This is a genomic window from Streptomyces sp. NPDC002698 (assembly GCF_042888945.1).
In the GTDB taxonomy this organism is placed as follows: domain Bacteria; phylum Actinomycetota; class Actinomycetes; order Streptomycetales; family Streptomycetaceae; genus Streptomyces.
In genome coordinates this window covers 443,741-468,905 of record NZ_JBIAQM010000004.1, presented here as the reverse complement: position 1 = coordinate 468,905, position 25,165 = coordinate 443,741, and the positions used below count along the sequence as shown (strand labels likewise).

The 25,165-nt window shown below is 72.5% G+C and carries 16 protein-coding genes; 11 read left to right on the top strand and 5 right to left on the bottom strand.

The genetic code is table 11. The features are described from left to right. The 5 genes from ACFYW9_RS09105 to ACFYW9_RS09085 form a co-directional block, all read right to left on the bottom strand. The coding region (locus tag ACFYW9_RS09105; RefSeq protein ID WP_389146712.1) for an amino acid adenylation domain-containing protein at nt 1-6,139 on the bottom strand (6,139 nt) is incomplete at its 3' end. Nucleotides 6,140-6,549: 410 nt separating this feature from the next. Beyond that, complete coding sequence (locus tag ACFYW9_RS09100; protein WP_389146709.1) at nt 6,550-7,365, bottom strand: endo alpha-1,4 polygalactosaminidase; 816 nt, start codon at nt 7,363-7,365, stop codon at nt 6,550-6,552. Nucleotides 7,366-7,605: 240 nt separating this feature from the next. Beyond that, a complete protein-coding gene (locus tag ACFYW9_RS09095) occupies nt 7,606-9,669 on the bottom strand; it encodes a S9 family peptidase (RefSeq protein ID WP_389146706.1) in 2,064 nt (687 codons plus the stop codon). A gap of 439 nt (nt 9,670-10,108) precedes the next feature. After that, on the bottom strand, nt 10,109-11,497 hold the full coding sequence (gene lysA, locus ACFYW9_RS09090) for a diaminopimelate decarboxylase (protein ID WP_389146703.1): 1,389 nt from the start codon (nt 11,495-11,497) through the stop codon (nt 10,109-10,111). Nucleotides 11,498-11,501: 4 nt separating this feature from the next. Beyond that, nucleotides 11,502-12,227, bottom strand: a complete 726-nt coding sequence (locus ACFYW9_RS09085; protein ID WP_389146700.1) for a helix-turn-helix domain-containing protein — start codon at nt 12,225-12,227, stop codon at nt 11,502-11,504. A 128-nt stretch (nt 12,228-12,355) separates the two neighbouring features. On the opposite strand from ACFYW9_RS09085, the gene ACFYW9_RS09080 reads away from it, so the two are divergent. The 11 genes from ACFYW9_RS09080 to ACFYW9_RS09030 all read left to right on the top strand — a co-directional run bounded on the left by ACFYW9_RS09080 (nt 12,356) and on the right by ACFYW9_RS09030 (nt 25,128). Continuing rightward, complete coding sequence (locus tag ACFYW9_RS09080; protein WP_389146697.1) at nt 12,356-13,405, top strand: MurR/RpiR family transcriptional regulator; 1,050 nt, start codon at nt 12,356-12,358, stop codon at nt 13,403-13,405. 121 nt (nt 13,406-13,526) lie between these two features. Further along, on the top strand, nt 13,527-14,900 hold the full coding sequence (locus ACFYW9_RS09075; RefSeq protein ID WP_389146694.1) for a M20/M25/M40 family metallo-hydrolase: 1,374 nt from the start codon (nt 13,527-13,529) through the stop codon (nt 14,898-14,900). Nucleotides 14,901-15,181: 281 nt separating this feature from the next. Then, nucleotides 15,182-17,026, top strand: coding sequence for an ABC transporter substrate-binding protein (locus ACFYW9_RS09070; RefSeq protein ID WP_389146691.1), 1,845 nt, complete (start codon nt 15,182-15,184; stop codon nt 17,024-17,026). Nucleotides 17,027-17,029: 3 nt separating this feature from the next. Then, nucleotides 17,030-18,082, top strand: coding sequence for an ABC transporter permease (locus ACFYW9_RS09065; RefSeq protein ID WP_389146688.1), 1,053 nt, complete (start codon nt 17,030-17,032; stop codon nt 18,080-18,082). Further along, nucleotides 18,079-19,032 (top strand): ABC transporter permease, encoded by a 954-nt coding sequence (locus ACFYW9_RS09060; RefSeq protein WP_389146685.1) that lies wholly within the window; start codon nt 18,079-18,081, stop codon nt 19,030-19,032. Before ACFYW9_RS09065 ends, ACFYW9_RS09060 begins: the two co-directional genes overlap by 4 nt. Nucleotides 19,033-19,037: 5 nt before the next feature. Beyond that, a complete protein-coding gene (locus tag ACFYW9_RS09055) occupies nt 19,038-20,078 on the top strand; it encodes an ABC transporter ATP-binding protein (protein WP_389146682.1) in 1,041 nt (346 codons plus the stop codon). After that, nucleotides 20,075-21,106, top strand: coding sequence for an ABC transporter ATP-binding protein (locus tag ACFYW9_RS09050; RefSeq protein WP_389146679.1), 1,032 nt, complete (start codon nt 20,075-20,077; stop codon nt 21,104-21,106). The genes ACFYW9_RS09055 and ACFYW9_RS09050 overlap by 4 nt, the downstream gene beginning before the upstream one ends. Next, the gene (locus ACFYW9_RS09045; protein ID WP_389146676.1) at nt 21,103-21,957 is read left to right on the top strand and encodes a hypothetical protein; all 855 of its coding nucleotides are present in this window, start codon (nt 21,103-21,105) and stop codon (nt 21,955-21,957) included. Before ACFYW9_RS09050 ends, ACFYW9_RS09045 begins: the two co-directional genes overlap by 4 nt. A 30-nt stretch (nt 21,958-21,987) precedes the next feature. Further along, the gene (gene menC / locus ACFYW9_RS09040; protein WP_389146673.1) at nt 21,988-23,142 is read left to right on the top strand and encodes an o-succinylbenzoate synthase; all 1,155 of its coding nucleotides are present in this window, start codon (nt 21,988-21,990) and stop codon (nt 23,140-23,142) included. Beyond that, nucleotides 23,139-23,978, top strand: coding sequence for a M55 family metallopeptidase (locus tag ACFYW9_RS09035; protein ID WP_351862799.1), 840 nt, complete (start codon nt 23,139-23,141; stop codon nt 23,976-23,978). Before menC ends, ACFYW9_RS09035 begins: the two co-directional genes overlap by 4 nt. Further along, nucleotides 23,971-25,128 carry a M20/M25/M40 family metallo-hydrolase gene (locus ACFYW9_RS09030; protein ID WP_389146670.1) on the top strand — a complete coding sequence of 386 codons (1,158 nt, stop codon included), beginning with the start codon at nt 23,971-23,973 and terminating at the stop codon, nt 25,126-25,128. The genes ACFYW9_RS09035 and ACFYW9_RS09030 overlap by 8 nt, the downstream gene beginning before the upstream one ends. Nucleotides 25,129-25,165: the final 37 nt, after the last annotated feature.

The following is a 25,165-nucleotide window of genomic DNA, read 5'->3' as shown; positions in this document are numbered from 1 at the left end:
GCCAGTGCGCGAGCTGGTTGGCACGCTTGTTGAACTCGGCGTAGGTCAGGCTCTCGTGCTCGCCGATCACCGCGATGCGGTCCGGGGTACGGGCGACCTGGGCCTCGAACGCGTCGGGCAGCGTGGTCGCCGCGACCGGGCGGGCGGTGTCGTTGACCCGCCGCACCAGCCGGTCGCGTTCGTCCTCGCCCAGCACGTCGATCGAACTGAGCGGGGCCCCAGGCGCTGCGGCCACCTGCTCCAGCACCCGCACGAACCGCGCGACGATGTCGGCCGCCGCGTCCTGATCCAGCAGGTCCTTCTGGTACTGCAGGACCAGTTGAAGCTGCGGATCGGCTGCGGCGGCCAGGATGACCGGGTAGTGCGAGCCCGCGAACGGGCGCAGCCCGGTGATGGCGACACCTGCTGAGGAGTTGGCCTCGCCGATGGCTTCCCGGTCGATGGGGTACGACTCGAACACGACCATCGTGTCGAACAGTGCGCTCAGCCCGGTCGCCTGCTGGATCTCCGCCAGGCTGTGCTGGTGATGGTCGAGCAGGGCCGCCTGCCGGTCCTGCAACGCGGTGAGCAGGTCGGCGAAGGTGTCCTGCCCCTCGCAACGCACCCGGACAGGGATGGTGTTGATGAACAGGCCGACCATGTCGTCGACGTGCTTCACGGCAGGCGGGCGCCCGGACACGGTGGCTCCGAAGACGATGTCGGAGTTCCCGGTGAGATGGGCGAGGAGAACGGCCCAGGCACCCTGCACCAGGGTGTTGAGCGTGACGCCGAGCTCCGCGGCCCGGCGGGACAGGTCCTGCTTGCGCTCGAATACCACTTCGATGTTGCCGATGCCCGCGGAATCGTGCCGGGTTCCCGCGTGCGGCACGAGCAGGGTCGGTTCCTGGACACCGTCGAGTTCGGCCGCCCAGACGCGCGCGGATTCCTCGTGGTCGTGGTGGGTGAGCCAGGTCAGGAAGTCGCCGTAGTCACGGGTGGCAGGCAGCGCGGAAGCGTCGTTGTCGGCCGCGTAGAGCAGCAGCAGGTCGCGCATGAGCAGAGGCGTGGACCAGCCGTCGAACAGCACGTGATGGGCGGTCAGTACGAGTTCGGCCCGGTCGGGTTCGAGGACGGCCAGGGCCAGCCGGATCAGGGGTGGGGTGTCCGTGTCGAAGTAGGTGGTCCGGTCCCGGTCGAGGAATCGCTCGAACTCCTCGGCGCGCTCCGGCTCTTCGGCCGCGGTCAGGTCGAGGTACTGCCACGGCAGAGCCACCGACTCCGGTAGGACCTGTACGAGATCGCCGTCCGCCCGGTCGACGAACGCGGCCCGCAGGGCGGGGTGACGGTCCAGGAGTGCCTGTCCGGCCCGGCGCATCCGTTCCGGGTCGACCTCGCCGGACAGGTGGAACACCAACTGCATGTGGTACGCGTCGAAGGAGGATCCGGCCAGCATCGCGTGGAACAGCAGCCCGGACTGTGCGGGGGTGGCCGGCCATACCTGGGCGAGCTTGCCGAAGCGGGCCTCCCAGGTGTCGATCTCGTGTTGGGCCACCGTGACCAGGGGTGCGTCGCCGGGGGTCAGGCCGCCGGCGCCGTCGGTGGTGGCGTGCCGGGCCAGGGCGGTCAGTGCCTGGACCCACAGTGCCGCCAGTTCACCGACCTCTTCGCGGGTGAGGACGCCGGTGGGGAAGCCGAAGTAGGCGGTCAGTTCGTCGCCGTCGCCGATGTCGGTGGCCACCGCGTTGATCTCCAGCGCCGACAGCACCTCCATGTCCGCGTCGGGCGCGGCGATCAGGTCGGTGTGCGTGGTGTCCGGGGCCCAGCCCAGGCCGCGCAGTTCCTCGGGGATGTCCGAACCGGAGCTCTTGCCGAGGTAGTTGAACCCGATCTGCGGTCGGCGTGCCGTGGCCAGTACGGCGGCGGTGTCGGGGTTGAGGTGGGCCAGGAGTCCGTGTCCCAGGCCGGCGTCCGGTATCGCCCGCAGTTGTTCCTTGACGGCCTTGACCGCTTTCCCGGCGGCCGCGCCGCCCGCGAACGCCTCCGCCAGGTCGATACCGGCGACGTCCAGACGGACCGGGTACATGGCGGTGAACCAGCCGAGCGTGCCGGACAGGTCCGCGCCGGGCGCCAGGTGCTCTTCACGGCCGTGCCCCTCCAACCGCACCAGCGCAGAGGACGCGGAGATGCCGCGTGCCTGACGCCAGCGCGCCAGGGCCAGGGCGAGTCCGGCCAGCAGACCGTCGTCGACTCCGCCGCGGAAGAGGGCGGGCACCGTGTCGAGCAGGGTCTTGGTGACATCGGCCGGGACACGGACGCGCACCGTGTCCACGGTGGCGGCCACATCGCGTGTGCCGTCCAACTCCCTTGCTCCCAGGGTCGGTTCGTCACCGTCCAGAATCCGCTGCCACACGGCCAGCTCGGCGACCCGCTCTGGGCGGGCGGCCTCCTCGGCCAGAGCGTGCGTCCAACGGCGCAGCGAGGTGCCCACGCCTGCCCGTTCGGGCCGGGGCTTGTCCTTGACCTCCTGCCAGGCGGCCACCAGGTCGGGCACCAGGATCCGCCACGACACCCCGTCGACGACCAGGTGGTGCAGCACGATCAGCAGCCGACCGGTATCCGTGCCCGTGTCGGGGGTAAGCCATACGAACTGGGCCATCACGCCCGCGTCCGGGTCGAGACGGCCGGCCGCCGCGTCCAGTTCGGCCTGCACATCAGCGCCGGACAAGGCGACCTCGCGCACCAGCACGGCGGCGTCCACGCTGCCCGCCTCCCGCATCCGCAGGCCCGGCCGTACCCGGTCGAGCCGGGAACGCAGCACGTCGTGCCGGTCCAGGACGGCTTGCAGCATGGCGGTCAGCCCCGCGCGGTCGATGCCCTCGGGCAGGGTCAGCAGCGCGGACATGCAGAACCGGCCGATGCCGCCGCCCAGGGCGAGGACGTGGGCCGCGGTCGGCGGCAGCGGGGCCCAGCCCACGCCGCCGCCCGGCAGCTCGGCCAGGGTCACCCGCTCCTCGTCGGCCCGGCCCTCGACCAGCTCGGCGAGCCGGGCGACGGTGCGGTGCTCGAAGATCTCCCGGGTGGTGACGACGACGCCGCGGGTCTTGGCGCGTGCCACCACCTGGATGGAGCGGATGCTGTCGCCGCCACCCGCGAAGAAGTCGTCGTCGACGCCCACCCGCCCGGCGCCCAGGACGTCGGCGTACACCTCCGCCAGCACCCGCTCCGTCCCGCTGCGCGGCGCCTGGTACTTGACGCCGGTGAACTGCGGCTCGGGCAGCGCGGCCCGGTCCAGTTTGCCGTTGGCGGTCAGCGGCAGCCGCTCGAGGACCACCAGCTGGGTGGGCACCATGTAGTCGGGCAGCCGCTTGGCCACGAACCGCCGCAGATCCGCCACCGAAACGCCGGCGTCCAGGTCGAAGTCGCCGTCCCCGGCACCGCCGTCCACCGGCACCACGTAACCGACGAGCCGCTTGCTGCCGGAGGTGTCCTCGCACACGGTGACGACGGCCTGGGCGACGGCGGGGTGCTGGGCCAGGACGGTCTCGATCTCGGTGGGTTCGACGCGGATGCCGTTGACCTTGACCTGGTCGTCGGCGCGTCCGGCGTACCTGAGCCGGCCCTCGGCGTCCCACCGAGCCAGGTCGCCGGTGCGGTACATGCGCGTGCCGGGCGGGCCGAAGGGGCAGGCCACGAAGCGTTCCGCGGTGGCGGCGCCGTTGCGGTGGTAGCCGCGGGCGACCGGGCCCGCCACGTACAGCTCGCCGATCACACCCGGTGCGACCGGGGCGAGTCCGGGTCCCAGGACGTGGACGCGCATGTTGGCCAGCGGAGTGCCGACGGGGATCGCACCGGTCCCGGCCCACTCCTGCGGGACCGTGAAGGCCGAGGCGTAGAAGCTCTCGGTCTGGCCGTAGGCGTTGACGACGCGGGTGCCGGGCAGGGCTTGCCGCACTCTGTGAACCAGGTCGCCGGCCAACGCCTCACCGGCGAACACGACGGTTTCGACGTCGAGCCGGAGGCTGTGGGCGTCGTCGGTGCCGAGCTGGTCGAGCAGTGCGGCGAAGACGGTCGGTACGGCGCTGATGGTGGTGCCCGACCAGGCGTCGCGTTCGGCGAGTTCGAGGACGTCGCGGACGATCTCCACGCTCGCTCCGCAGGTCAGTGCGGTGAAGATCTCGAACACGGAGACGTCGAAGTTCACCGAGGTCGCGGCGAGCATCCGTGAGCCGGCCCCGACGTGGGTGCGCCGGGCCAGGTCCCGTACGCCGTTGACCACGGCGGCGTGGGTGACGGCGACGCCCTTGGGGGTGCCGGTCGAGCCGGAGGTGAACATCACGTACGCCAGATGGTCGGGTCCGACGCCGGCCGTGGAGGCGTCGACGACGGGGCCGTCCAGATCCAGGTCGAGGTCCAGGTCGTCGAGGTGCAGCAGCGGGGCGCGGCAGCCGGCCACGGTGTGCGCGGTGTCATGGTCGGTGAGCACCAGGGCCGGGCGGGCGGTGTCCAGCAGGAGGCCGACGCGTGCGGAGGGGAAGGCGGGGTCGACCGGGAGGCAGGCGCCGCCGGCCTTGAGGACGGCGAGGAGCGCGACGGCCAGGTCGGCCGAGCGGGGCAGCGCCACGGCCACCAACACGTCGGGTCCCACGCCGTGCTCGCGCAGCACCGCGGCCAGCCGGCCCGCGCGGGCCTCCAGCAGCCCGTACGACAGTGATGTACGTCCGGACACGACGGCGGTGGTGTGCGGGGCCCGCGCCGACCGGGCGGCGACCAACTCCGGCACCGTCGCCGCCGGGACCGGTGCGCTCGTCTCGTTCAGCCGGGCGAGCCGGTCCCGCTCGGCCTCGGTGAGCACGTCCACCCCGCCGAGGCGTGTCCCGGGAGCGGCGACCACCTGCCGCAACACCCGCACATAGCGGTCCACAAGGCTCTCGGCCGTCGCGTGGTCGAACAGTTCCGTCGCGTACTCCAGGCGCCCGTACGCCTTCCCGGAGGGGTCCGGGACGATGTTGAGGAACAGGTCGAACTTCGCGGTCTCGGTGCCCGGCCAGACAAGGGTGCCCCGCAGCCCCGGCATCTCGATCTCCGGCCACACGAACTGCCAGGCCAGCATCACCTGGAACAGCGGCTGGTAGGCGGTGGTGCGCTCCGGGTCGAGGAGTTCCACCAGGTGCTCGAAGGGAACGTCCTGGTTGTCGTAGGCGCCGAGCGCCCGCTCCCGTACCTGGTCCAGCAGATCGCCGAACGACGGGTTGTGCGACAGGTCGACGCGCAGCACCCAGGTGTTGGCGAAGAACCCGATCAGGTCTTCCAGCTGCTCGTCGGGGCGCCCCTCGATCGGGCTGCCGATGGTGAGGTCGTTGCCGGCGCCGAGGTGGTGCAGCAGCACCGCGAGCGCGGCCTGGGCGACCATCGGTGCCGTGGCGCCGTGCTCCGCCGCCAGCTTCCGCACCCCGGACAACAGCTCGGGTTCCAGCTCGAACATGACCTCGGCGCCACGGTGACCGGCCGAACCGGGCCGCGGCCGGTCCAGCGGCAGCTGCATCGGCTGCGGTGCTCCGGCCAGTTCGCGGCGCCAGTGCTCCAGCTGCTCCGCGGCCACGCTGTCCGGGTCGTCCTCGTCGCCCAGCATCTGCCGCTGCCACACCGTGTAGTCCCGGTACTGCACCGGCAGCGGAGCCCAGTCCGGCGCGTCGCCCCGCCCGCGAGCCACGTACGCCGACAGCAGGTCCCGCACGAAGGGCGCCATCGACGCCCCGTCCGCCGCGACATGGTGGAACACGAACACCACCACGTGTTCCCGCGGAGAGACACGGAGCACGGTGGTCCGCAGGGGCAGATCCCTGTCCAGCTCGAACCCCGCGGCCACGACCTCGCGCATCGCGTCGTCCACCGCGTCCGCGGCCACGTCGGCCACCCGGAACGGCGGCACCGCCTCCTCGACCGGCAGGATCCGCTGCTCGGGGACACCGTCCTCGTTCTCGACGAGCAGGGTGCGCAGGCTCTCGTGCCGGGTGGCGACGTCCGTCACCGCCGCGGCCAGGGCCTTGGTGTCCAGCGGCCCGTCCAGGCGCAGCACGAACGGGATGTTGTACGTCGCGGACGGCCCCTCCAGACGGTGCAGGAACCACAGCCGGCGCTGAGCGAAGGACAACGGGATCATCGGCTACTCCTCAACGTTCATCTGTCGCGGCTGGAGTCGGTTCGACCTGGCCGATTCATCGATCCGTCGGACTCGTTGCGCATGCGGCCGACCAGCGGGGTGACCAACCGAGAATGCCCAGGGCGGGAGGGAAAACGAAGTCCGTACGGCTCTTTACCTGTCGGTCGACTCGGCGAACTGTCCGCAGCGGCAGGTGAATTGACTTACCGATCGATCCACTGCAACGGGAGAAGCCAGAGGCGCCGCAGGGAGTCCCGCGGCGCCGTGACGTGTCCCGTCGACGGGACAGCGATGGAACGATCCAGACGTCCCCGGAGCGGAGTTGCCTGCCTGCGACGACGACCGACCGCCGCAGACAGGCAGGCAGGCAGGCAGGCAGGCGACTCGACCCGGCCCGCGGCCCAACAGGTCTAACAGGTCTTGCGCACGTAACCGCTGCTGCCCGCCGGTTTGACGTCCACGTCTCGCTGGACGATGCTCAGCGTGCTGCCCCATCCGTTGCAGGCCTTCGACCTGCCGGAGTTGGTGTACTCGATCACTATCACGTTGTTTCCGAAGGCGCTGGTGTAGTCGCCGCACTCGTCGTACTGGCCGCACTCCTCGGCCACGGCGAAGTCCAGGCCGTTGGCGGTGTGGTTGCCTGCCAGCTCGGGAGTGTTCTTCTGGCCGATGGCCAGGTTGTCCGCGTGGGCGCGGGCGGAGAGCAGCTTGATGAACGCCTGCGCGTTGCCGGCCGTCAGGCGATTCCCGGACCGGGTGTAGCTGTCGTAGTTGTCGGGCTCGATCGCCTGGAAGCCCTTGGTCCCGCAGCTGTCGATCAGGCTTCCGATCTTGCCGGCGATCCGCTGCCGCTTGGCGCCGGTGCCGATGTCGAGGAAGGCCTCGCCCCAGTCCTCGTCGTAGACGACCTTGCCGGACGCGTCGCGCAGCAGCAGGTCGGAGTCCCACTCGTTCTCGGCACCCGGCTGCGCCTGGAAGGCGTTGACGTAGCAGATGTTGTACAGGCCTGCCGCCGGGGAGGCGGCGTTGTCCCGCGTGACGACCTTCACCCCGGCCGGCGGGGTGTAGGCACCGCCGATCTGATAGTCGAAGCCGACGTGTGTGGGCGGCAGGGGCACGGACGCGGCCTGCGCGGTGGCCGCCGGGGCGACCAGAGCGCCGACCAGCGCCGCCGCTCCGACGACGGTGCCCACGAGCTTGCGGGAAGGGGGGCTGAAACGGCTCATGTGGATGAGCTCCCGGAGGGAGAGGGCACGTCCCCGCCTCGGACGCGTGAGGACGTCCTGGCGACTTGGGCCGGGCTCGTGGCGCGAGGCCTGCATACCGGCTGGGCGTGTCTCTGAACCGGAGCACGGCTCCGGTGCTGTCCGGGAGTAAAGCGACCGCCTGTAAAGATGTCAACGCCGGGAGACCATCAGCCACTCGTACGGCCGGGGACGCACGGGGCGTCGCCCGGCCGTCCCGGATCACAGGGCGTCGGCGTCCAGGGAGACGTCGGGGGCGATGTGGGTGCCGAGGACCTCGCGGTAGAGGGCGACTTCGGCCAGCAGGGAGCGGCGGACACTGTCGGCGCGGCGGAAGCCGTGTCCCTCGCCGTCGAAGAGCAGGAAGCGGTGCCACACTCCGCGTTCGGCCAGGTTGTCCACGATGCACGTGGCCTGGTCGGGGCGGCAGATGAAATCGTCCGCGCCCTGCAACATCACCAGCGGCACGGTGATGCGGTCGGCGTTCGCCGCGGGTGAGATCTTGTCGAACAGAGCCCGGTCCTGCGGGAGTTCGCCGACGAGGGTGTCCACGTAGCGGGACTCGAAGTCGTGGGTCTGCTCGGCCCGCCATCGTGCCGGGTCGCTGATCGGGTAGAGGACCGTGCCCGCGCAGAAGACGTCGGTGTGGACCAGACAGGCCAGGGTGGTCCAGCCGCCGGCCGAGCCGCCACGTACCGCCGTACGGGCGGGATCCGCCAGGCCCTCGGCGGCCAGGGCGCGGGCGACGGTGACGCAGTCGTCGACGTCCACCGCTCCCCACTGGCCGCGCAGCCGGTCGCGGTAGGCCCTGCCGTAGCCGGTGGAGCCGCCGTAGTCGACGTCCGCGACGGTGAAGCCGCGGCTGGTGAAGAAGGAGTACTCCAGGTCGGCGGTGACGCCGGTGGAACTCGTCGGACCGCCGTGGACCTGTACCAGCAGGGGCGGCCGTTCGCCCTCGGGTGCGGTGGCGGTGGGGTGGGTGGGCCGGTGCAGCACGAAGTGCACGGGTCGGCCCTGCGCGTCGTGGACGGTACGGCGTTCGGGCCGGGGCTGCCAAGGGGCCAGCGGGTCCTCGGACTTGGGCCTGGTGCGTCGGGCCGGGCCGGAGCCGGGGGCCAGGGGCACCGACAGCAGGGCCGAGCCGAGGGCCGGGTCGGCGGCGCGGACCAGGATCCGTTCGCCGTCCGACCAGAGGTCGCCCGCGAAGCCGCTCCAGCCGTCGGCGAGTTCGGTCAGTTCGCCGCTCTCGGGTGACCAACGGGACAGCCGTTGCGGGCCGTTGCCGTGCGGCAGCACCACGCCGTACGGCGTCACGGCGAACCAGCTCGCGCCGACACGCCAGATGGGGCCGGCGCAATCCTCCTGGAGGGGAAGGACGTTGGTGACCGCGGTGGGCGTCGACCGGTCGGTGGCCAGGTCGACGCGGTGCAGGTTCCACCAGCCGTCCGGGTCCGCCAGGGCGTAGAGGGTGTCGGGGCCCGCCCATGCGGCCTGGGAGACGGAGACCTCGGTGCCGTCGTGGCTGCCGCCGAGTAGCCGGACGGGCTCGCCCGCGACGCCGTCGTGCAGCTCCGCGACCATCAACTCCGAGCTGTCCCACGGCATATGGGGGTGGTCCCAGCCGATCCAGGCGAGCCGCCCGCCGTCCGGGGAGAGCCGGTGCCCGCAGAGGAAGTGGTGCGAGCGGGCCACCACGCGCAGCGCGCCGGGGTCGTCGGCGGCGGCACCGGACAGCGGTACGGCGACGATCTCGCGCACGGTGCGGAGTGCCGGGTCGGCGTCGTGCGGTCCGGTGGCGGCGCGGGTGGTCTCCCGCACGCACCACACCTCGGTCCCGTCCGGGCCGGTCACCGGGTCGGCCCAGCAGGTCTCCCGGTCGGGCTGGTCGGCCGGGGTGAGCGGCACGGGCACCGGGAACGCGTTGTCCTCGGCGACCCCGAGGCGGGGCACCTCGGCGCGGTACAGGCGCTGGTCACGGTGGTCGGTGAAGACCAGCAGGTGGCCGCCTGTGGCCGGGTCCGCGGCGCGTACCCAGTACGGCTTGCCGCCGTAGCCGAGGGAGCGGTTGCGCACGGAGACGCCGGGGGCGAGCACCGGGACGGGCTCCTCGTGGCCGGGGGCGTTGCGCAGCAGCCGTACGGTCGCGGTGGCCGGGTCGGAGGCGCACCACCAGTTCTCCTCGCCGGCCCCGGAGGGCCAGGAGGTGGATCCGGAGGCGTCGGCGACCGCTTCGGCGGTGATCGGGGACGGCCAGGTGCCGTAGGGCAGGTGAGGCGCGGTGGACATGGGGTGACTCCGAGTACGGGAGGAGAGCGAGTTGGGCGGTGGGCTGCCGTGGGCTGGGCTGAGCTGTGTGGGTGCGGGGGCTGTGGGTGCGGGTCACCGGCCCCGGGGAGAAGCCCCCTTGGGGGAAGCCTGGGGAGCGACTGCCCCCGGGGGCAGTCCCCGAAGGCAGTCCCCGAAGGCAGTCCCCGAAGGCAGTCCCCGAAGGCAGTCCCCGAGGGCAGTCCCGGAAGGGGACAGTCCCTGGGAGCAGTCCCGGGGGCAGTCCCGGGGGGCAGTCCTTGGGGGCAGTCCCCGGGAGAAAGCCCCCTGGAGGGAAGCGCCCGGGGCCGGTGTGCCGGTTCGGCGGCGCCTGCGGGGAGCCGTGCACGCGTGCCGCGTGAGCGACAGGTGCGCACGGCTCCGGCCGGAGGGCGCCCGGGGCCGGAGAGCCCCGCCGGGGTCACCCGGCGGTCAGCCGCACCGGCTCGCCGTGGGCGTCGCGGCGGCGCAGGTCCTCCGGGGTCTCCCGGCGGACCATGAGGCGGGCCCGGCCGTCGCGTACGGCGACGACGGCGGGCCGGAGCTGGGCGTTGTAGTTGCTGGCCATGGCGTGGTGGTAGGCGCCGGTGGCGGGGACCGCGAGGAGGTCCCCGGCGGCGATGTCCTCCGGCAGGGCGATGTCGGGCACGACCACGTCCCCGCTCTCGCAGTGGCGGCCGACGACCACGGCGTGCACCGGCTCGCCCTCGGCGGGGCGGTTGGCGGTCCACGCGGTGTAACGGGCGAGGTAGAGGGAGGGGCGCAGGGCGTCGCTCATGCCGCCGTCGACGGAGACGAACCGGCGGCGCAGCCCGTCCTTGACGGCGCCGACGCGGTAGAGCGTCACCCCGGCGGTGCCGATCATCGACCGGCCGGGCTCGACGGCGAGCCGTACCGGTGAGCCGGGCAGCACCCGTTCCAGGCCGGCGCGCAGGGCGGCCGTGAACGCGGCCGGGTCCAGGCGGGGCTGGCCCGGCAGGTAGGGGATGCCGGCGCCGCCGCCGAGGTCGATCTCCGCGACCGTGATGCCGTGCCGCTCGGCGAGCAGGGCGACGAAGGCGGCGACCCGTTCGGCGGCGAGCGTCAGCCCCTCGGTGGCGGTGATCTGCGAGCCGATGTGGGAGTGCACGCCCGCGAGCCGCAGCGAGGGGCGCGCCGCGACGGCGAGCACGGCCCGCTCGGCGTGGCCGCCGCGCACCGGGAAGCCGAACTTGACGTCGTCGCCGCCGGTGGCCATGTAGTCGTGGGTCTCGGCGGCGACGCCGGGGGCGATCCGGACGTAGACGTCCTGGACCCGGCCGGCCGCCGCGGCGGCGCGCGCGAGCCGGTCGATCTCCTCCAGGCAGTCGACGACCACGACGCCGACGCCGTGGGCGACGGCGGCCTCCAGTTCGGGTACGGACTTGTTGTTGCCGTGGAAGACGATCCGGGCGGCGTCGAAGCCGGTGTCCACGGCGAGCCGGAGCTCGCCGCCGCTGCACACGTCCAGGTGCAGCCCCTCGGAGTCGACCCAGCGGACCATCTCCGCGCACAGGAACGCCTTGGAGGCGTAGTGCACCCGGTCCGCGCCGGACTCGCGCCACAGCCGGGCCCGGTGGCGGAAGTCGGCCTCGTCGACCACGTACAGCGCGGTGCCGCAGGCGTCGGCCAGGTCGTCCAGGGCGACCCCGCCCACGTGCAGCCGGCCCTCGACGGTGCGGGCGGTCAGCGGCCACACCTCGGGGGCCGTCTCGGGTGAGGCGGCCGCGGCCAGTCCGTCGGGCAGCGGGGTCCCCGCGCGGGGTGCGGGCAGGGAGGGAGCGGTGGACACGGGGCTACTCCTCGGTGAGGACGACCAGCATCAGCAGGTCGTCGCTGGGGTCGGTGAAGTGGTGTTCGTCGGTGGCGGCGAAGTGGCAGCTGTCGGCGCGGCGCAGCAGCCGTACGACGCCGCCCACCGACACCCGGCAGGAGCCGGCGAGGACGAGCGCGAACTCCTCGCCGGGGTGGGCTGTCGGGTGGTCGTGGTCGCCGAGGTCGGCGTGGAGCAGCCGGGCTCCGATCCGGCTCGCGCCGGGGGCCGTGAGGTCCCAGATGCCGTGGTGCCCGTCGGCCTGGGCGAGCAGCGGTGCCGGGGCGAAGCGCGGCGGGAAGGCCGGGGCGGCCGCGCCGGTGACCGGGCCGGTTCCGCCGAGGAGTTCGGCGGGGGTGGCTCCGAGGGCGTCGGCGATCTGGCCGAGGGTGCGGACCGTGGGGTTGGCGGCGCCGGACTCCATCTGCGAGACGTAGGCCGGTGAGACGCCGGCCCGGGTGGCCACCGCGCTCAGCGTGAGCCCTGCGGCGCGGCGGACACGGGCGACGGAGGCGGCGAGCACGTCGCCGGTGTCCGCGCTGTCGGGCGGCGCGCCCCGACCGGTGTCCGTGGGGTCGGTCCTTCCCGCCCTGCCGCCCGATTCGTCGTCGGGCTGTACGGAATCGTCCGTGGCGCGACGCGAGTTCTGCTGCGAGGTGGGGGGATCGGCCGAAAAGTTTTCCGCGCCGGTGGCTCTTGACGAGGTCATGCGGCGACAGTAAGACTCACGCATCGCTTAGATCAAGCAATCTGACGCCGCTGTTTAACTGTCAGCAGAGATGCCGTTCAGCAGCCGGACCCACGGGTGTGGGCCGCCCTGAACAGGAGGGGTGAGCAGTGACCGGACCGCTGGCGCCGACGCCGACCCTCGAGTTGTTGCGTGCGGCCGCCGTGCTGTGCGGCCCCGCCGCGCAGCGCCTGTTCGAAGTGCTGGCGGAGGACTACCCGGCCTCGCTGGAGCGGCGCCCCGGTCAGCTGCTGCGGGCGGCCGACGCGAGCGCCGCGGACCTCGACGGACTACTGGCGGCGGCCGGGGTCGCCTCCACCGACGACCTGCGTCTGCTGGCGGCCCGGGAGAGCGGCCTGCGCCTGGCCGAGCCGGATCTGCGGTTCACCAGCCGCGATCCGGAGTCCGAGCCGCGGGAGCGGTCGGCGCTGCGCCGGATGATCACCGCGGAGGAGGGCAACCTCCGTCGCACGCTGGCCGATCTCCAGGCCAACGGCGCTCTGGAGCTGGCGGCCGCGGCCCTGTTGCGGGCGCGGCGGCGGTGGGTGCTCGGCGACCTGAAGTCGGCCGGGTACGCGTCACTGCTGACCAGCGACCTCACCAGCAGCATGCGGGACGTGTTCCTCGTGCAGCCGGCGACGGGCGCGACGGTCAACGCGATCAGCGACGCGCACGCGGACGACGTCCTGGTCGTGTTCAGCTTCCGCAACTACAGCCGGCTGACGGTGGACGTGGCCCGGGAGTTCCACGCGCTGGGCGCCTCGGTGATCGCGTTGACCGACAGCTACACCAGTCCGGTGTGTTCCTTCGCCACGCACGTCCTGGCGGTGGACACCCGCAGCGAGTCTCCGCACCACTCGCCGACGGCGGTGGCGGCGGCGGCCCATGTGCTGGCGGCGCTGGCCGCCGCGGGTGCCAAGGGGGCGGCCCGGCGCAGCCGGCGCCGGGCGGAGCTCTTCCGCTCCCTGGGCAGCTACGGCCTGGGACAGACGCCGTCCGTCGCGGCCGCGGGCGAGGCGGAGGGCGCGCCGGATCTCCCGGGACCCGTCGCCGGACTTCCCGGCACCGGTCTTCCCGTCGCCGGCCTTCCCGGCGCCCGCGCCACGGACCCGTCCGGCTTACCCTCCGTACCCGAGGAAGAGCCCCCGCCCGCGCGGTGAATGCCTCCTCCCTCCCCCGTCCCGCCTGTTCCCCGTTTCCGCGAGTCCGTCTCGCTGAGCCATCGACGGCAGAGGCCCCGTCCTCGCGTCCTGCCGCCGGGAAAGCAAGTGGTTCCTCTTCATGAACGACCCCTCTCTCCGTCACGACGGCGGCACTCTCTCCCCCGCCGAGGACGCCGCACTGATCTCCGAAGTCACCGAGCTGTGCGCCCGGTTGATCCGTTTCGACACCAGCAACTACGGCGGCGGCGACTCCCGCGGTGAGCGGGAGGCGGCCGAGTGGACCGCCGGACTGCTCGCCGAGTCCGGCTACGAGCCGGTCGTGCTGGAATCGGCGCCGGGCCGGGCCAGCACCGTGGTCCGCATCCCCGGCGAGGACCGCGAGGCCCCGGCCCTGCTGGTCCACGGCCACCTCGACGTGGTTCCGGCCGAGCCCGCCGACTGGAGCTTCGACCCGTTCTGCGGGGAGATACGCGACGGCGTGATCCTCGGCCGCGGGGCGCTGGACATGAAGGACATGGACGCGATGATGCTCGCGGCCGCCCGGTCCTGGGCGCGCCGCGGGGTGAGGCCGGCGCGTGACATCGTGATGGCGTTCGTCGCGGACGAGGAGGACACCGGCGAGCTGGGGGCGGGCTTCCTCGTCGACCGGCACGCGGACCTCTTCGAGGGCGTGACCACCGCGATCGGCGAGTCCGGCGGCTACTCGGTCCATCTGCCGGACGCCTCCCGGCTCTACCCGATCGCCGTCGGCGAGCGCGGCAGCGCCTGGATGGACCTGACGGCGCGCGGCGCGGCGGGCCACGGCTCCCGGCCGGGCACGGACAACGCCGTCGCCACCCTGGCGGCCACCCTCGCAGCGCTGGCGGCGCACCGCTGGCCGGTGCGGATCGTGCCTCCGGTGGCCGCGCTGCTGGAGGGGCTCTCCGCCCGTCTGGGCGTCACGGTCGACCCGGCGGACCCCGCGTCGCTCGCGCAGCTGGGCGAGGCGGCCAAGCTGGTCGAGGCCACCGTCGCCAACACGCTCAACCCGACCATGATGAAGGCGGGTTACAAGCACAACGTCATTCCGAGCGAGGCGACGGCCGGCGTGGACGGCCGGATCCTGCCGAGCGCGGAGGAGGACTTCTTCGCGACCGTGGACGCCCTGCTCGGCGAGAAGGTCTCGCGGTCCTTCCACAGTTTCGCCGCGCCGGTCTCCGCGGACCACACCTCGGCCGAGTTCGAGGAGATGGCGGCGGCGCTGCGCCGCGCCGATCCCGAGGCGCTGGTGCTTCCGTTCATCATGTCGGGCGGCACCGACGCCAAGGCGTTCGCCCGACTGGGCATCCAGTGCTACGGGTTCGGTCCCGGCCTGACCCCGCCCGGCTTCGACGCGTGGCGGTATGTGCACGGCGTCGACGAGCAGGTCCTCGTCAGCAGCCTGGAGTTCGGCGTACGGGTGCTGGAGGACTTCCTGCGCACCGGCACCGGGTCCCGGAAGGCGGAGCGATGACCGCCTCGCACCTCCGCTGAACCCCGCGCGGGCCCGCCGCGGAGCCACGAACCAACCCCTCCCCCGCCCACCAGAGCCCCACCGTCCCGCCGTACGCATGCACCCATGCATGCATGGACCAATGCATGAACCAATGCACCCACCAATGCATGGACCAATAAGTGCAACATGCACCCACCGTCGCGCCGTACGGCCCGCCCCGGGTCCGCGGCGCAGCGGCCTCGTCCCACCTCCCGTCCCTTCGCGGCCCCGTGCCGCCGGCACCACAGGAGAAGTCCACGATGACCAAGCCCGCCCCCGCGCACAGAATCGGCCGCAAGGCCGCCGCGCTGGCCACGTCACTGCTGCTCGGTACCGCCGCAGGCCTCACCCTCGCGCCGGCCGCCGTGGCCGACGACGGCGGCAGCACGCTCCGGATGCCGATCACCGGCATCGGCATCGACTCCCTGAACCCGTTCCTGGCCTACTTCGCGGGCAGCCTGGACGTGTTCGCCGGCATCTACCCGGCGCTGGACACGGTGGAGCAGGACGGCACCGTCAAGCCGTACCTGGCGGACTCCTGGACGACCTCCAGCGACAAGCTCACCTGGACCTTCAAGATCCACAAGGGTCTGAAGTGGAGCGACGGCAAGCCGATCACGGCCGAGGACGCCGCCTGGACGTTCAACCTGATCATGAGCAACTCCACGGCGGCCACCGCCAACGGCTCCCTGGTGAGCAACTTCGCGTCGGTCACCGCGCCGGACGCCACCACGCTGATCGTGAAGACCAAGAAGCCGCAGGCCACCATGCTGTCGGTCAGCATCCCGGTGTCGGGCATCCCGATCGTGCCGAAGCACGTCTGGGAATCCCACGTGAAGGACCTGAAGAACTACAAGAACGACAGCTTCCCGATCGTCGGCTACGGCCCGTGGACGCTGACGGACTACAAGCCCGAGCAGTACGCCAAGTTCGACGCGAACAAGGACTTCGTGCTCGGCGCGCCCAAGTACGACCACATGATCGAGCAGTCGTTCAAGAACACGGACGCCGCGGTGGCGGCCCTGCGCTCGGGGCAGTTGGACTACGTCAGCGGTCTCAACCCCACCCAGTACCAGGCGCTCAAGGGTCAGTCCGGCATCAAGGCCTACGAGCAGGTCGGCAACCGCTGGAGCGGCATCGAGGTCAACGGCGGCGCCCGCACCCGCGACGGCAAGAAGATCGGCACCGGTCACCCGGCGCTCGGCGACGTCAAGGTGCGTGAGGCGCTGGCCCTCGCCATCGACCGGGCGACCATCGTGAAGAAGGTCCGCAACGGCCTGGCGGAGGTCGGTGGCAGCTATCTGCCGCAGTCCCTGCCGCAGTACGCGTGGCAGCCCTCCGACTCGGAGAAGTTCGGCTACGACCCGGCCAAGGCCAACTCCGTGCTGGACGAGGCGGGTTACAAGAAGGGCTCGGACGGTGTCCGGGTCGACCCGAAGTCGAAGCGCAAGCTGGAGTTCCGCCTGGGCATCCACTCCGACGACGACGGCGACGCCAAGGTGTCCACGTACCTCGCGGGCTGGTTCAAGGAGATCGGCGTCAAGGTCGGCATCCAGTCGATGAGTTCCTCCAAGCTCAACGCCGACCTGGCCAAGGGCGACTGGGACATCCTGATGGACTCCTGGTCGACCGGTCCCGACCCGACGTACCTGCTGGGCATCCAGACCTGCTCGGCGCTGCCCGACAGCAAGGGCGAGGGCGGCAGCACGGACTCGTTCTTCTGCGACAAGGACTACGACGACCTGTTCCTGCGTCAGCAGAGCGCCTTCGACGACGAGGAGCGGGCGGATCTGCTGCGGCAGATGCAGGCCATCCTGTACAAGGCCAACGAGAACATCATGATCTACAACGCCAGTGGTCTCGCCGCGTACCGCACCGACCGCGTGGGCGGCATCGTGGCCGGCAAGGCGAACTCCGCCGGCGCCTACCCCGCGCAGGTCTCCTTCGAGCAGTACCTGAACGCGACCCCCGCCAAGGCCTCGTCCTCCTCCTCGGGCGGCAGCTCCGGCACGCTGATCGGCGCTTCGGCGGCCGCGGTGGTCGTCCTGGCCGCGGGCGGCGTGTTCATGGCCCGCCGCCGCTCCTCCTCCGACGACCGCGAGTAGACCGTGGCCGACACCATCGACGCCACCGGCGTCACGGCCGCGCCCGCCGCATCGAGCGGCGGGCGCCGGCCCGGCTCCGGATTCGCGCGCTACCTGGTCACGAAGCTGGTGGCCGCGGCCGTCAGCTTCCTGGCCACCCTCGTCATCGGCTTCGTCCTGTTCAGCCTGATGCCGGCCGACCCGGTGCAGTCCATCACCCGCGGCCGGCCGACCAGCGACGCGCAGATGGCTCAGCTGCGCCATCAGCTCGGCCTGGACCAGTCGGTGCCCGAACGGTTCCTCCACTTCGTCACCGACACCCTGACCGGTCACCTCGGAGAATCCTGGGAGTTCCAGCAGCCGGTCAGCTCCCTCATCGGCGACCGGCTGTGGCCGACCCTGCTGCTGATGGGCACCGCCACCGTCATCTCGGTGGTGCTCGGCCTCTGGCTCGGCATCAGGTCCGGCTGGCGGCACGGGAGCTGGCTGGACCGCATCGCCACCGGCGCCTCCCTGACGCTGTGGTCGGTGCCGACCTTCTGGCTGGGCATGATCCTGCTGATCACCTTCAGCGTCGGCATCGGCCCGGTCCCCGGCTTCCTGCCCGCGGGCGGGATGAGCGACCCGGCGATCACCGGCGGCCTGGACCACGTCCTCGACGTGGCCGAACACCTCGTCCTGCCCTGTCTGACCATGGTCCTGGTGATCTTCGCCCAGTACGTCGCCGTCATGCGCTCGTCGATCATCGACGAGCTGGGCAGCCCGTACCTGCTCACCGCACGGGCCAAGGGGCTGCGTGACGACGACGTACGGCGCAGGCACGCGGTGCCCAACGCGCTGCTGCCCTCGGTCACGATGATCTTCATGCACCTGGGCACGGTGCTCGGCGGTGCCATCACCGTGGAGACCGTCTACTCCTGGCCAGGTCTCGGCCAGCTCAGCTACCAGGCCCTGAAGGTGCCCGATCTGCCGCTGCTCCAGGGCACGTTCATCGTCTTCAGCGCGTCGGTGATCCTCATGAACCTCCTCGCCGACGTGATCTACCGCTTCCTCGACCCCCGGGTGCGTGCCCAGTGACCCACCACGAACCCCTCACCGAGGCCGTCTCCCCGCCGCGGGCGGGAGCCGACCCCGCGCCGCCGGTCGCACCGGCCGCGCCGACACCGCGCCGCGACGGATTCGCCGGTTTCGTACGCTCCTTCGTCCGCATCCGCTCCGGCGTGGCCGGCCTCACCATCCTGGTCGTGTTCGGCCTGCTGGCCGTGTGCGCGCCGCTGTTCATCTCGGGTGACGACCTCGACGTCATCAAGGTGGACGGCCCCTCGCTGCACTCCCCCACCGACGGCTATCCGCTCGGCACCGACCAGGAGGGACGTTCCATCCTGCTGCTGGTCATCTGGGGAGCCCGCTCCTCGCTGTCCATCGGTCTGATGGCCACGGTCCTGACGGTGGTGCTCGGCAGCGCGGTCGGCCTGGTCGCCGGGCACTACGGCGGCTGGATCGGCAAGGCGCTGATGCACCTCACCGACTGGTTCATCGCGCTGCCCAGCCTGCCGCTGGCCATCTCGCTGTCGGCGGTGATCGGGCAGGGCACCGCGTCCATCACCATCGCCATCGCGGTGACCAGCTGGTCGTCCACGGCCCGGCTGGTACGGGCGCAGACCCTCGCGGTGGAGGCCAAGCCGTTCATCGAACGGGCCAGGGCGCTGGGCGCGGGCGGGCCGCAGGTGATGCTGCGGCACGTCCTGCCGAACGTCACCCCGCTGATCCTGGTCTCCTCCACGCTGACGGTGGCCTCGGCGATCCTGTCCGAGGCGACCCTGACCTTCCTCGGTCTGGGCGACCCGACCGGCATCTCCTGGGGCGCGATGCTCAACTCGGCGCTGAGCGGCGGCGCCGTCACCGCCGGCGCCTGGTGGTACCTGTACCCGCCGGGCATCGCCATCCTGATCGTCGTCCTCGGCTTCACCCTGACCGGCCGCGCCGTGGAGACCCTTCTCAACCCGAGGTCGGTGAAGACACGTTGAACGCGATGCTGGAGGTCAGGGACCTCAAGGTCACGTATCACAGTGGCGGGCGCACGGTGCCCGCCGTGCGCGGGGTGGACCTCACCCTGGACGCCGGGCAGACGCTCGGCCTGGCCGGCGAGTCCGGCTCGGGCAAGTCCACCCTGGCGATGAGCCTGCTGCGGCTGCTGCCGGCCGCCGCCGAGGTCACCGGACAGGTGCTGTACCAGGGCGAGGACCTGCTCACCGCGAACTGGAGCCGGATGCGCGCGGTGCGCTGGGCGGAGGCCTCCGTGGTCTTCCAGGGCGCGATGACCGCCCTCAACCCGGTGCACACCATCGGCGACCAGCTCGTCGAGCCGATCCTGCTGCACGGTCGCAGGGCCGGCGAGGAGGGCGGCCGGATCACCGAGAAGCAGGCCCGCGCCCGCGCGGCCGAGCTGCTGGAGTCGGTGGGCGTCCCGGCGCGGCGGATGCGCAGCTATCCGCACGAGTTCTCCGGCGGGCAGCGCCAGCGCGTCATGATCGCGATGGCGCTGGCCTGCCGCCCGAACCTGATCATCGCGGACGAGCCCACCACGGCGCTGGACGTGATGGTGCAGGCCCAGATCCTGGACCTGCTGTCGGACCTGGTGCGCGACGAGGGCATCGGCGTCATCATGATCAGCCACGATCTGTCCGTCCTCGGCCAGATGTGCGACCGGCTGGCGGTGATGTACGCCGGCGAGCTGGTGGAGTCCGGCCCCTCCCGGCAGCTCCTGGACGACCCGGAGCACCCCTACACCCGGGCGCTGTCCCGCGCCTTCCCCACCATCGGCGACCCCGCCTCCCGCAGGGCGCCGGCCGGCCTGCCCGGCGACCCGCCCGACCCGGCCGCCCTCGGCCCCGGCTGCCCGTTCGCGGCGCGCTGCCCCGACGTGCACGAGGTCTGCGACAGCACCCCCGTCGAGCTGTGGCCGTCCGGTCCCGGACGACAGTCGGCGTGCCTGCGGGTGCTGCCCGGTTTCCCGAACCTCTCCACGGCCCCGCCCGTGCCCGAACCGTCCGCGGAAGGAGCCCGCTCATGACCGTCACCACCACGGGCACGGTCACCGGACCCGACGCGGCCACGGCGCCCGCGCTGGAGGTCCGCGACCTGCACATCACCTATCCGCCCCGGGCGGGCCGCGGCCCCGCCCGCGCGGTGGACGGCGTCGACCTCCAGCTGGGCCGCGGCGAGATCCTCGCCCTGATCGGCGAGTCCGGATGCGGCAAGTCCACCCTGGCCCGCGCCCTGACCGGACTGGTCAAGCCCACATCGGGCGAGGTGCTGTGCGACGGCGCGCCGCTGCGCTACACCAGCGCCGCGCTCAAGGCGCACCGCCGCAAGGTCCAGTTCGTCCTCCAGGACCCCGGCGGCGCCCTGAACCCGCGGCAGAACGTGTTCGACGCGGTCGCCGAGGGTCCCCGGCTGCACCGGATGAAGGACGGCCTCGAACAGCGCGTGCACACCGCCCTGTCCAAGGCCGGGCTGCGCCCTCCGGAGCAGTTCCTGTCCCGCTTCCCGCACGAGATGTCCGGCGGGCAGCAGCAACGCGTGGTGATCGCGGGCGCGCTGGCGCTGGAGCCCTCGGTGATCGTGGCCGACGAACCGGTGGCCTCGCTGGACGCCTCCGTACGCGGCGAGATCCTCAAGCTCGTCCTCGACCTGCGCCGCGACCTCGGCCTGTCCTCCCTGGTGGTCAGTCACGACCTGGGTCTTGCCTGGAACATCGCCGACCGGGTGGCGGTGATGTACCTGGGCCGGATCGTCGAGGTGGGCACCGTGGAGGAGGTCCTGCTCGCGCCCAAGCACCCGTACACCAAGGCGCTGCTGTCGGTGGTGTCCGCGGAGGGCGGGCGCGGTGAGCGGCGGCCCCGGCTGCTCCAGGGCGAACCGCCGGACCCGACGGACGTGCCCGGGGGCTGCCGGTTCCATCCGCGCTGCCCTGCGTGGGCGGGCCTCGACCCCGCGGGCCGCGCGGAGGCGGGCTGTGACCGGCGGACCCTGCCGGTCCTTCCGGCGCAGGCGCCGGTCGGCGGCCGGGCCGCGTGTCACCTCGCGAGCGCCTCGTGAACGCGACGGCGACACCGAGGTGCGCGGCCGGTGCCCGGACGGCTCCGCCACTGGTCGTACGTGACGTGGACGGCCCGCTGGAGATGGCCGACTGCGTCGCGCTGTACGAGCGGGTCATGGGCCTGCGCCCCGGCGACGGCAGCCTCAACCCGCGCCTGCTGACCGCCCTTCAGGACAACAGCGGCCTGGTCGTCGGCGCCTATCTCGGCGAGGCGCTGGTGGGATTCACCTACAGCTTCCTCGCCCGCGAACGCGGCACCGACGGACAGGGACCGCGCCTGTACCAGTACTCGCAGCTGGCCGTGGTGGCGCACGAACGCCAGGGCCTCGGCATCGGACGGCTGCTCAAGCTCGGCCAGCGCGACCGCTGCCTCGCGGAGGGGACGACGCTGATCCGCTGGGCGTACGACCCGATGCAGACCCGCAACGCCCACTTCAACCTGGACGTACTCGGCGCGGGCGTGGACGCGTTCAAGCCCGCGATGTACGGCGCCTCGGGCTTCGGCGCCGCCACCGGCGAGTCCACCGACCGCTTCATCGTCTCCTGGCACCTGGACGCCCCGGCGCGGCCCGCCACGCCCGCTCCCGGTCCGCCGCCGGGCGGCTGGAGCGTCGGCCGGGTGTACGACGACGGCGACGACCGGATCGTGGTCCTGCCCGACGACTGGCACCGGCTGCGCGCCGAGGCCGGCCCGGAGCACGCCGCCCGGCTGCGCGGCCGCCTCACGCCCACCTTCGCCCGGCTGCTCGCCGACCGCACGGCCGTCTCCTGCGTACGGCTGCCGGGCGGGCTCGCCGCGTACCGCTTCATCCCCCGTGCCGCCGCACCCGGCACGCCCCCTCGCCCCTGACCGGGGCCCCGCACGGTAGGACGACCCCGCATGACCGTCACCCTTGCCGAGATCGAGCTGGCGCTGGTCCGGCTCGATCTCGTCCACTCCTTCGAGACCAGTTCGCACCGCAAGTCGTACCTGGAGCACATCGTCGTCCGCGCGACCGCCGAGGACGGCAGCGTCGGCTGGGGCGAGTGCGCCTCGCCGACCGACCCGTACTACTGCGACGAGTCCACCTGGAGCTGCTGGCAGGTGCTCGGCGAGTACCTCGCCCCGATGCTGCTCGGCCGGCCCTGGGACCGCCCCGAGGACGCGGCCCGGCTCACCGCCAAGGTGAGCGGCAACCACTTCGCCCGCGCCGGCCTCGACATGGCCTGCTGGGACCTGTACGGGAAGCGGCGCGGTGAGCCCCTGGCCGACCTGCTCGGCGCCGGCGCCGACGCGGTGCCCGCCGGGGTCAGCCTCGGCATCGAGCCGACCATCGACGCGCTGCTCGTGCAGGTCTCCCGGCACGTCGCCGACGGCTACCGCCGTATCAAGCTGAAGATCCGCCCAGGCTGGGACCTCGAACCGGTCCGCGCCGTCCAGGACGCCTTCCCCGGCGTCGCCCTCCAGGTGGACGCCAACACCGCCTACCGGCCCGAACAGGAGCCCGTACTGGCGGAGTTGGACGGCCGCGGCCTGCTGATGATCGAGCAGCCGTACGCCGCCTCCGACCTGCTCTCCCACGCCCGGCTCGCCGCCCGCCTGGACACCCCGGTGTGCCTGGACGAGTCGGTCACCACCCCGGACGTGCTGCGCACCGCGCTGCACCTGGGCGCGGCCGACGTCGTCAACATCAAGGTGTCCCGGCTCGGCGGGCTCGGCCCGTCGAAGACGGTGCACGACCTGTGTCTGGACGCCGGGGTGCCGGTGTGGTGCGGTGGCATGCACGAGTTCGGCATCGGCCGGGCCGCCAACCTGGCCCTCGCCGGGCTGCCCGGCTTCACCCTGCCCTCGGACGTCTCCGGCTCCGACAAGTACTACCGGCGGGACATCGTCACGCCGCCGATCCGCGCCGTGGACGGCATGGTCACCGTGCCCCGCTCCCGGCCCGGCATCGGCCTCGACGTGGACCTCGGCCAACTGGCCCGGCACACCATGCGCACCTGGACCATCCGTCCCCGCGCCCGTCTCACCACCCCTGAGGGGAAGGCAGCATGAAGGTCCTGATCTCCGCCGACATGGAAGGCGTCACCGGCGTCACCTTCCCCGACGACTGCGAGCCCGGCCACGCCCGCTGGGAGTACAACCGGCGGTTCCTCACCGCCGACGTCAACGCCGCGATCGCCGGTTTCGCCGCGGCCGGCGCCACCGAGATCCTCGTCAACGAGGCCCACGCCGACCAGCGCAACCTGCTCCTCGACCGGCTCGACACACGGGCCACGCTGCTGATCGGCACGCACAAGCCGCTCGGCATGATGGAGGGCGTCGACCGCTCCCCCGACGCGGTCGCCTTCGTCGGCTACCACACCGGCGCCGGTCAGCCGGGCGTGCTCGCCCACACCTATCTGCCCAACACCATCACCGCGGTGCGGATCAACGGCGAACCGGCCTCCGAGGGCCGGATGAACGCGCTGCTCGCCGACGAGTACGGCGTCCCGGTGGTCCTGGTCACCGGCGACGACCTGTGCTGCGAGGACGCCCGCGGCTGGGCACCGCACGCCGCCCACGCCGTGGTCAAGACCTGCGTGGACCGCTACTCCGCGATCTGCCTGCCGCCCGAGGTGAGCGCCGCCCGGATCACCGAGGCCGCCCGCGAAGGCCTCGCGGCCCTGCCCGCCCCCACCGGTCCGCTCGCCCCGCCCGCCGGGGGCTACACCTACGAGGTGTCCTTCGACGCCGCCCACCTGGCGCCCGCCGCCAGTTACATCCCCGGGGTCGTCCAGACCGACCCGCTGACCGTGCGGTTCACGCTGCCGACGATGTACGAGGCGATCCGCTGCTTCCGCGCGCTGACCCGGGTCGTCACCTCGGCCGTGGAGAACTGCTATGGCTGAGCCCGCCGAACTCCTCGCCCTGGCCCGCACGTTCGGCGACACGGTGCTGGAACGCTGGGAACGCCTGGTCGCGTTGGAGACCCCGTCCGGCGACGCGGACCGCGCGGCCGTGTTCGGCAGGGAACTGGCCACGGGCCTCGCCGCCACCGCCGACCGCGTCGAACAGCCGCCGGGACCGGGCGGCGACCACCTGGTGGCGTACTGGAACGGGCGCGGGACGGACGACGGCTCCCGCCCCGGACATACGCTGCTCGTGGCCCACAGCGACACCGTCTTCCCGGCCGGGACGGTCGCCCGGCGCCCCTTCACCCTCGCCGAGGACGGCGACACGGTCACCGGCCCCGGGGTCTTCGACATGAAGGGCTCCCTGGTGGCCGTCGAACTGGCCATGGACCTGCTGTCCCGTACGGGCACCACGCCCAGGCGTCCGGTACGACTCCTGGTGGTCAACGACGAGGAGATCGGCAGCCCCGACGGCAGCCGCCTCGTGGCCCGGCACGCCGAGGGCGCCCACGCGGTACTCGGTCTCGAACCGCCCCTGCCCGGCGGCGCGCTGAAGATCGGCCGACGCGGGGTGGCCCGGGTGCGGCTGAGCGTGCGCGGGGTCAGCGCCCACGCCGGCCTCGACGCCGCGCTCGGCGTCTCCGCGATCGACGAACTCGTGGACCAGCTGGCGGGGTTGCGGGCGACGGCCGCCGCCCTCCCCGACGCCGCGCTGAACGTCGGCACGATCACCGGCGGTACCCGCGCCAACGTGGTCGCCGACCACGCGGAGGCGGAGATCGGCCTGCGTTATGCCACCGCCGAGACCGAACGGGCCCTGCTGTCCGCCCTGTCGGAACCGACTCCGGTGCGGCAGCGGGCCGTCCTGTCCGCCGAGACGCTGTCCCACCGCCCGGCCTGGGCGATGGACCCGGCCAACCCCCTGGCGGCCGAACTGACCGCGCTCGCCTTCGCCTTGGGCCTGGACCTGCCCCTCGGCTCCTCCGGTGGCGCGGGTGACACCAACCTCACCGGCGCGCTCGGCATCCCGACGGTCGACGGTCTGGGCCCTGCGGGCGCCGGCGCCCACGGCGAGGACGAACACGCCTCGCTGTCCTCCCTGCTGGAGCGGGCGGCGCTCATCGCCGCGTTCCTGGAAACCCACTGACCCCTGCATCGGCCCGTCGCCCACCCTCACTCCCCAA

Coding starts and splice junctions, on each gene's coding strand:
- ACFYW9_RS09035 (WP_351862799.1), top strand. CDS start 23,139: ATGAAGGTCCTGATCTCCGCCGACATGGAAGGCGTCACCGGCGTCACC.
- ACFYW9_RS09050 (WP_389146679.1), top strand. CDS start 20,075: ATGACCGTCACCACCACGGGCACGGTCACCGGACCCGACGCGGCCACG.
- ACFYW9_RS09095 (WP_389146706.1), bottom strand. CDS start 9,669: ATGTCCACCGCGCCTCACCTGCCCTACGGCACCTGGCCGTCCCCGATC.
- ACFYW9_RS09085 (WP_389146700.1), bottom strand. CDS start 12,227: ATGACCTCGTCAAGAGCCACCGGCGCGGAAAACTTTTCGGCCGATCCC.
- ACFYW9_RS09070 (WP_389146691.1), top strand. CDS start 15,182: ATGACCAAGCCCGCCCCCGCGCACAGAATCGGCCGCAAGGCCGCCGCG.
- menC (WP_389146673.1), top strand. CDS start 21,988: ATGACCGTCACCCTTGCCGAGATCGAGCTGGCGCTGGTCCGGCTCGAT.
- ACFYW9_RS09075 (WP_389146694.1), top strand. CDS start 13,527: ATGAACGACCCCTCTCTCCGTCACGACGGCGGCACTCTCTCCCCCGCC.
- ACFYW9_RS09055 (WP_389146682.1), top strand. CDS start 19,038: ATGCTGGAGGTCAGGGACCTCAAGGTCACGTATCACAGTGGCGGGCGC.
- ACFYW9_RS09100 (WP_389146709.1), bottom strand. CDS start 7,365: ATGAGCCGTTTCAGCCCCCCTTCCCGCAAGCTCGTGGGCACCGTCGTC.
- ACFYW9_RS09030 (WP_389146670.1), top strand. CDS start 23,971: ATGGCTGAGCCCGCCGAACTCCTCGCCCTGGCCCGCACGTTCGGCGAC.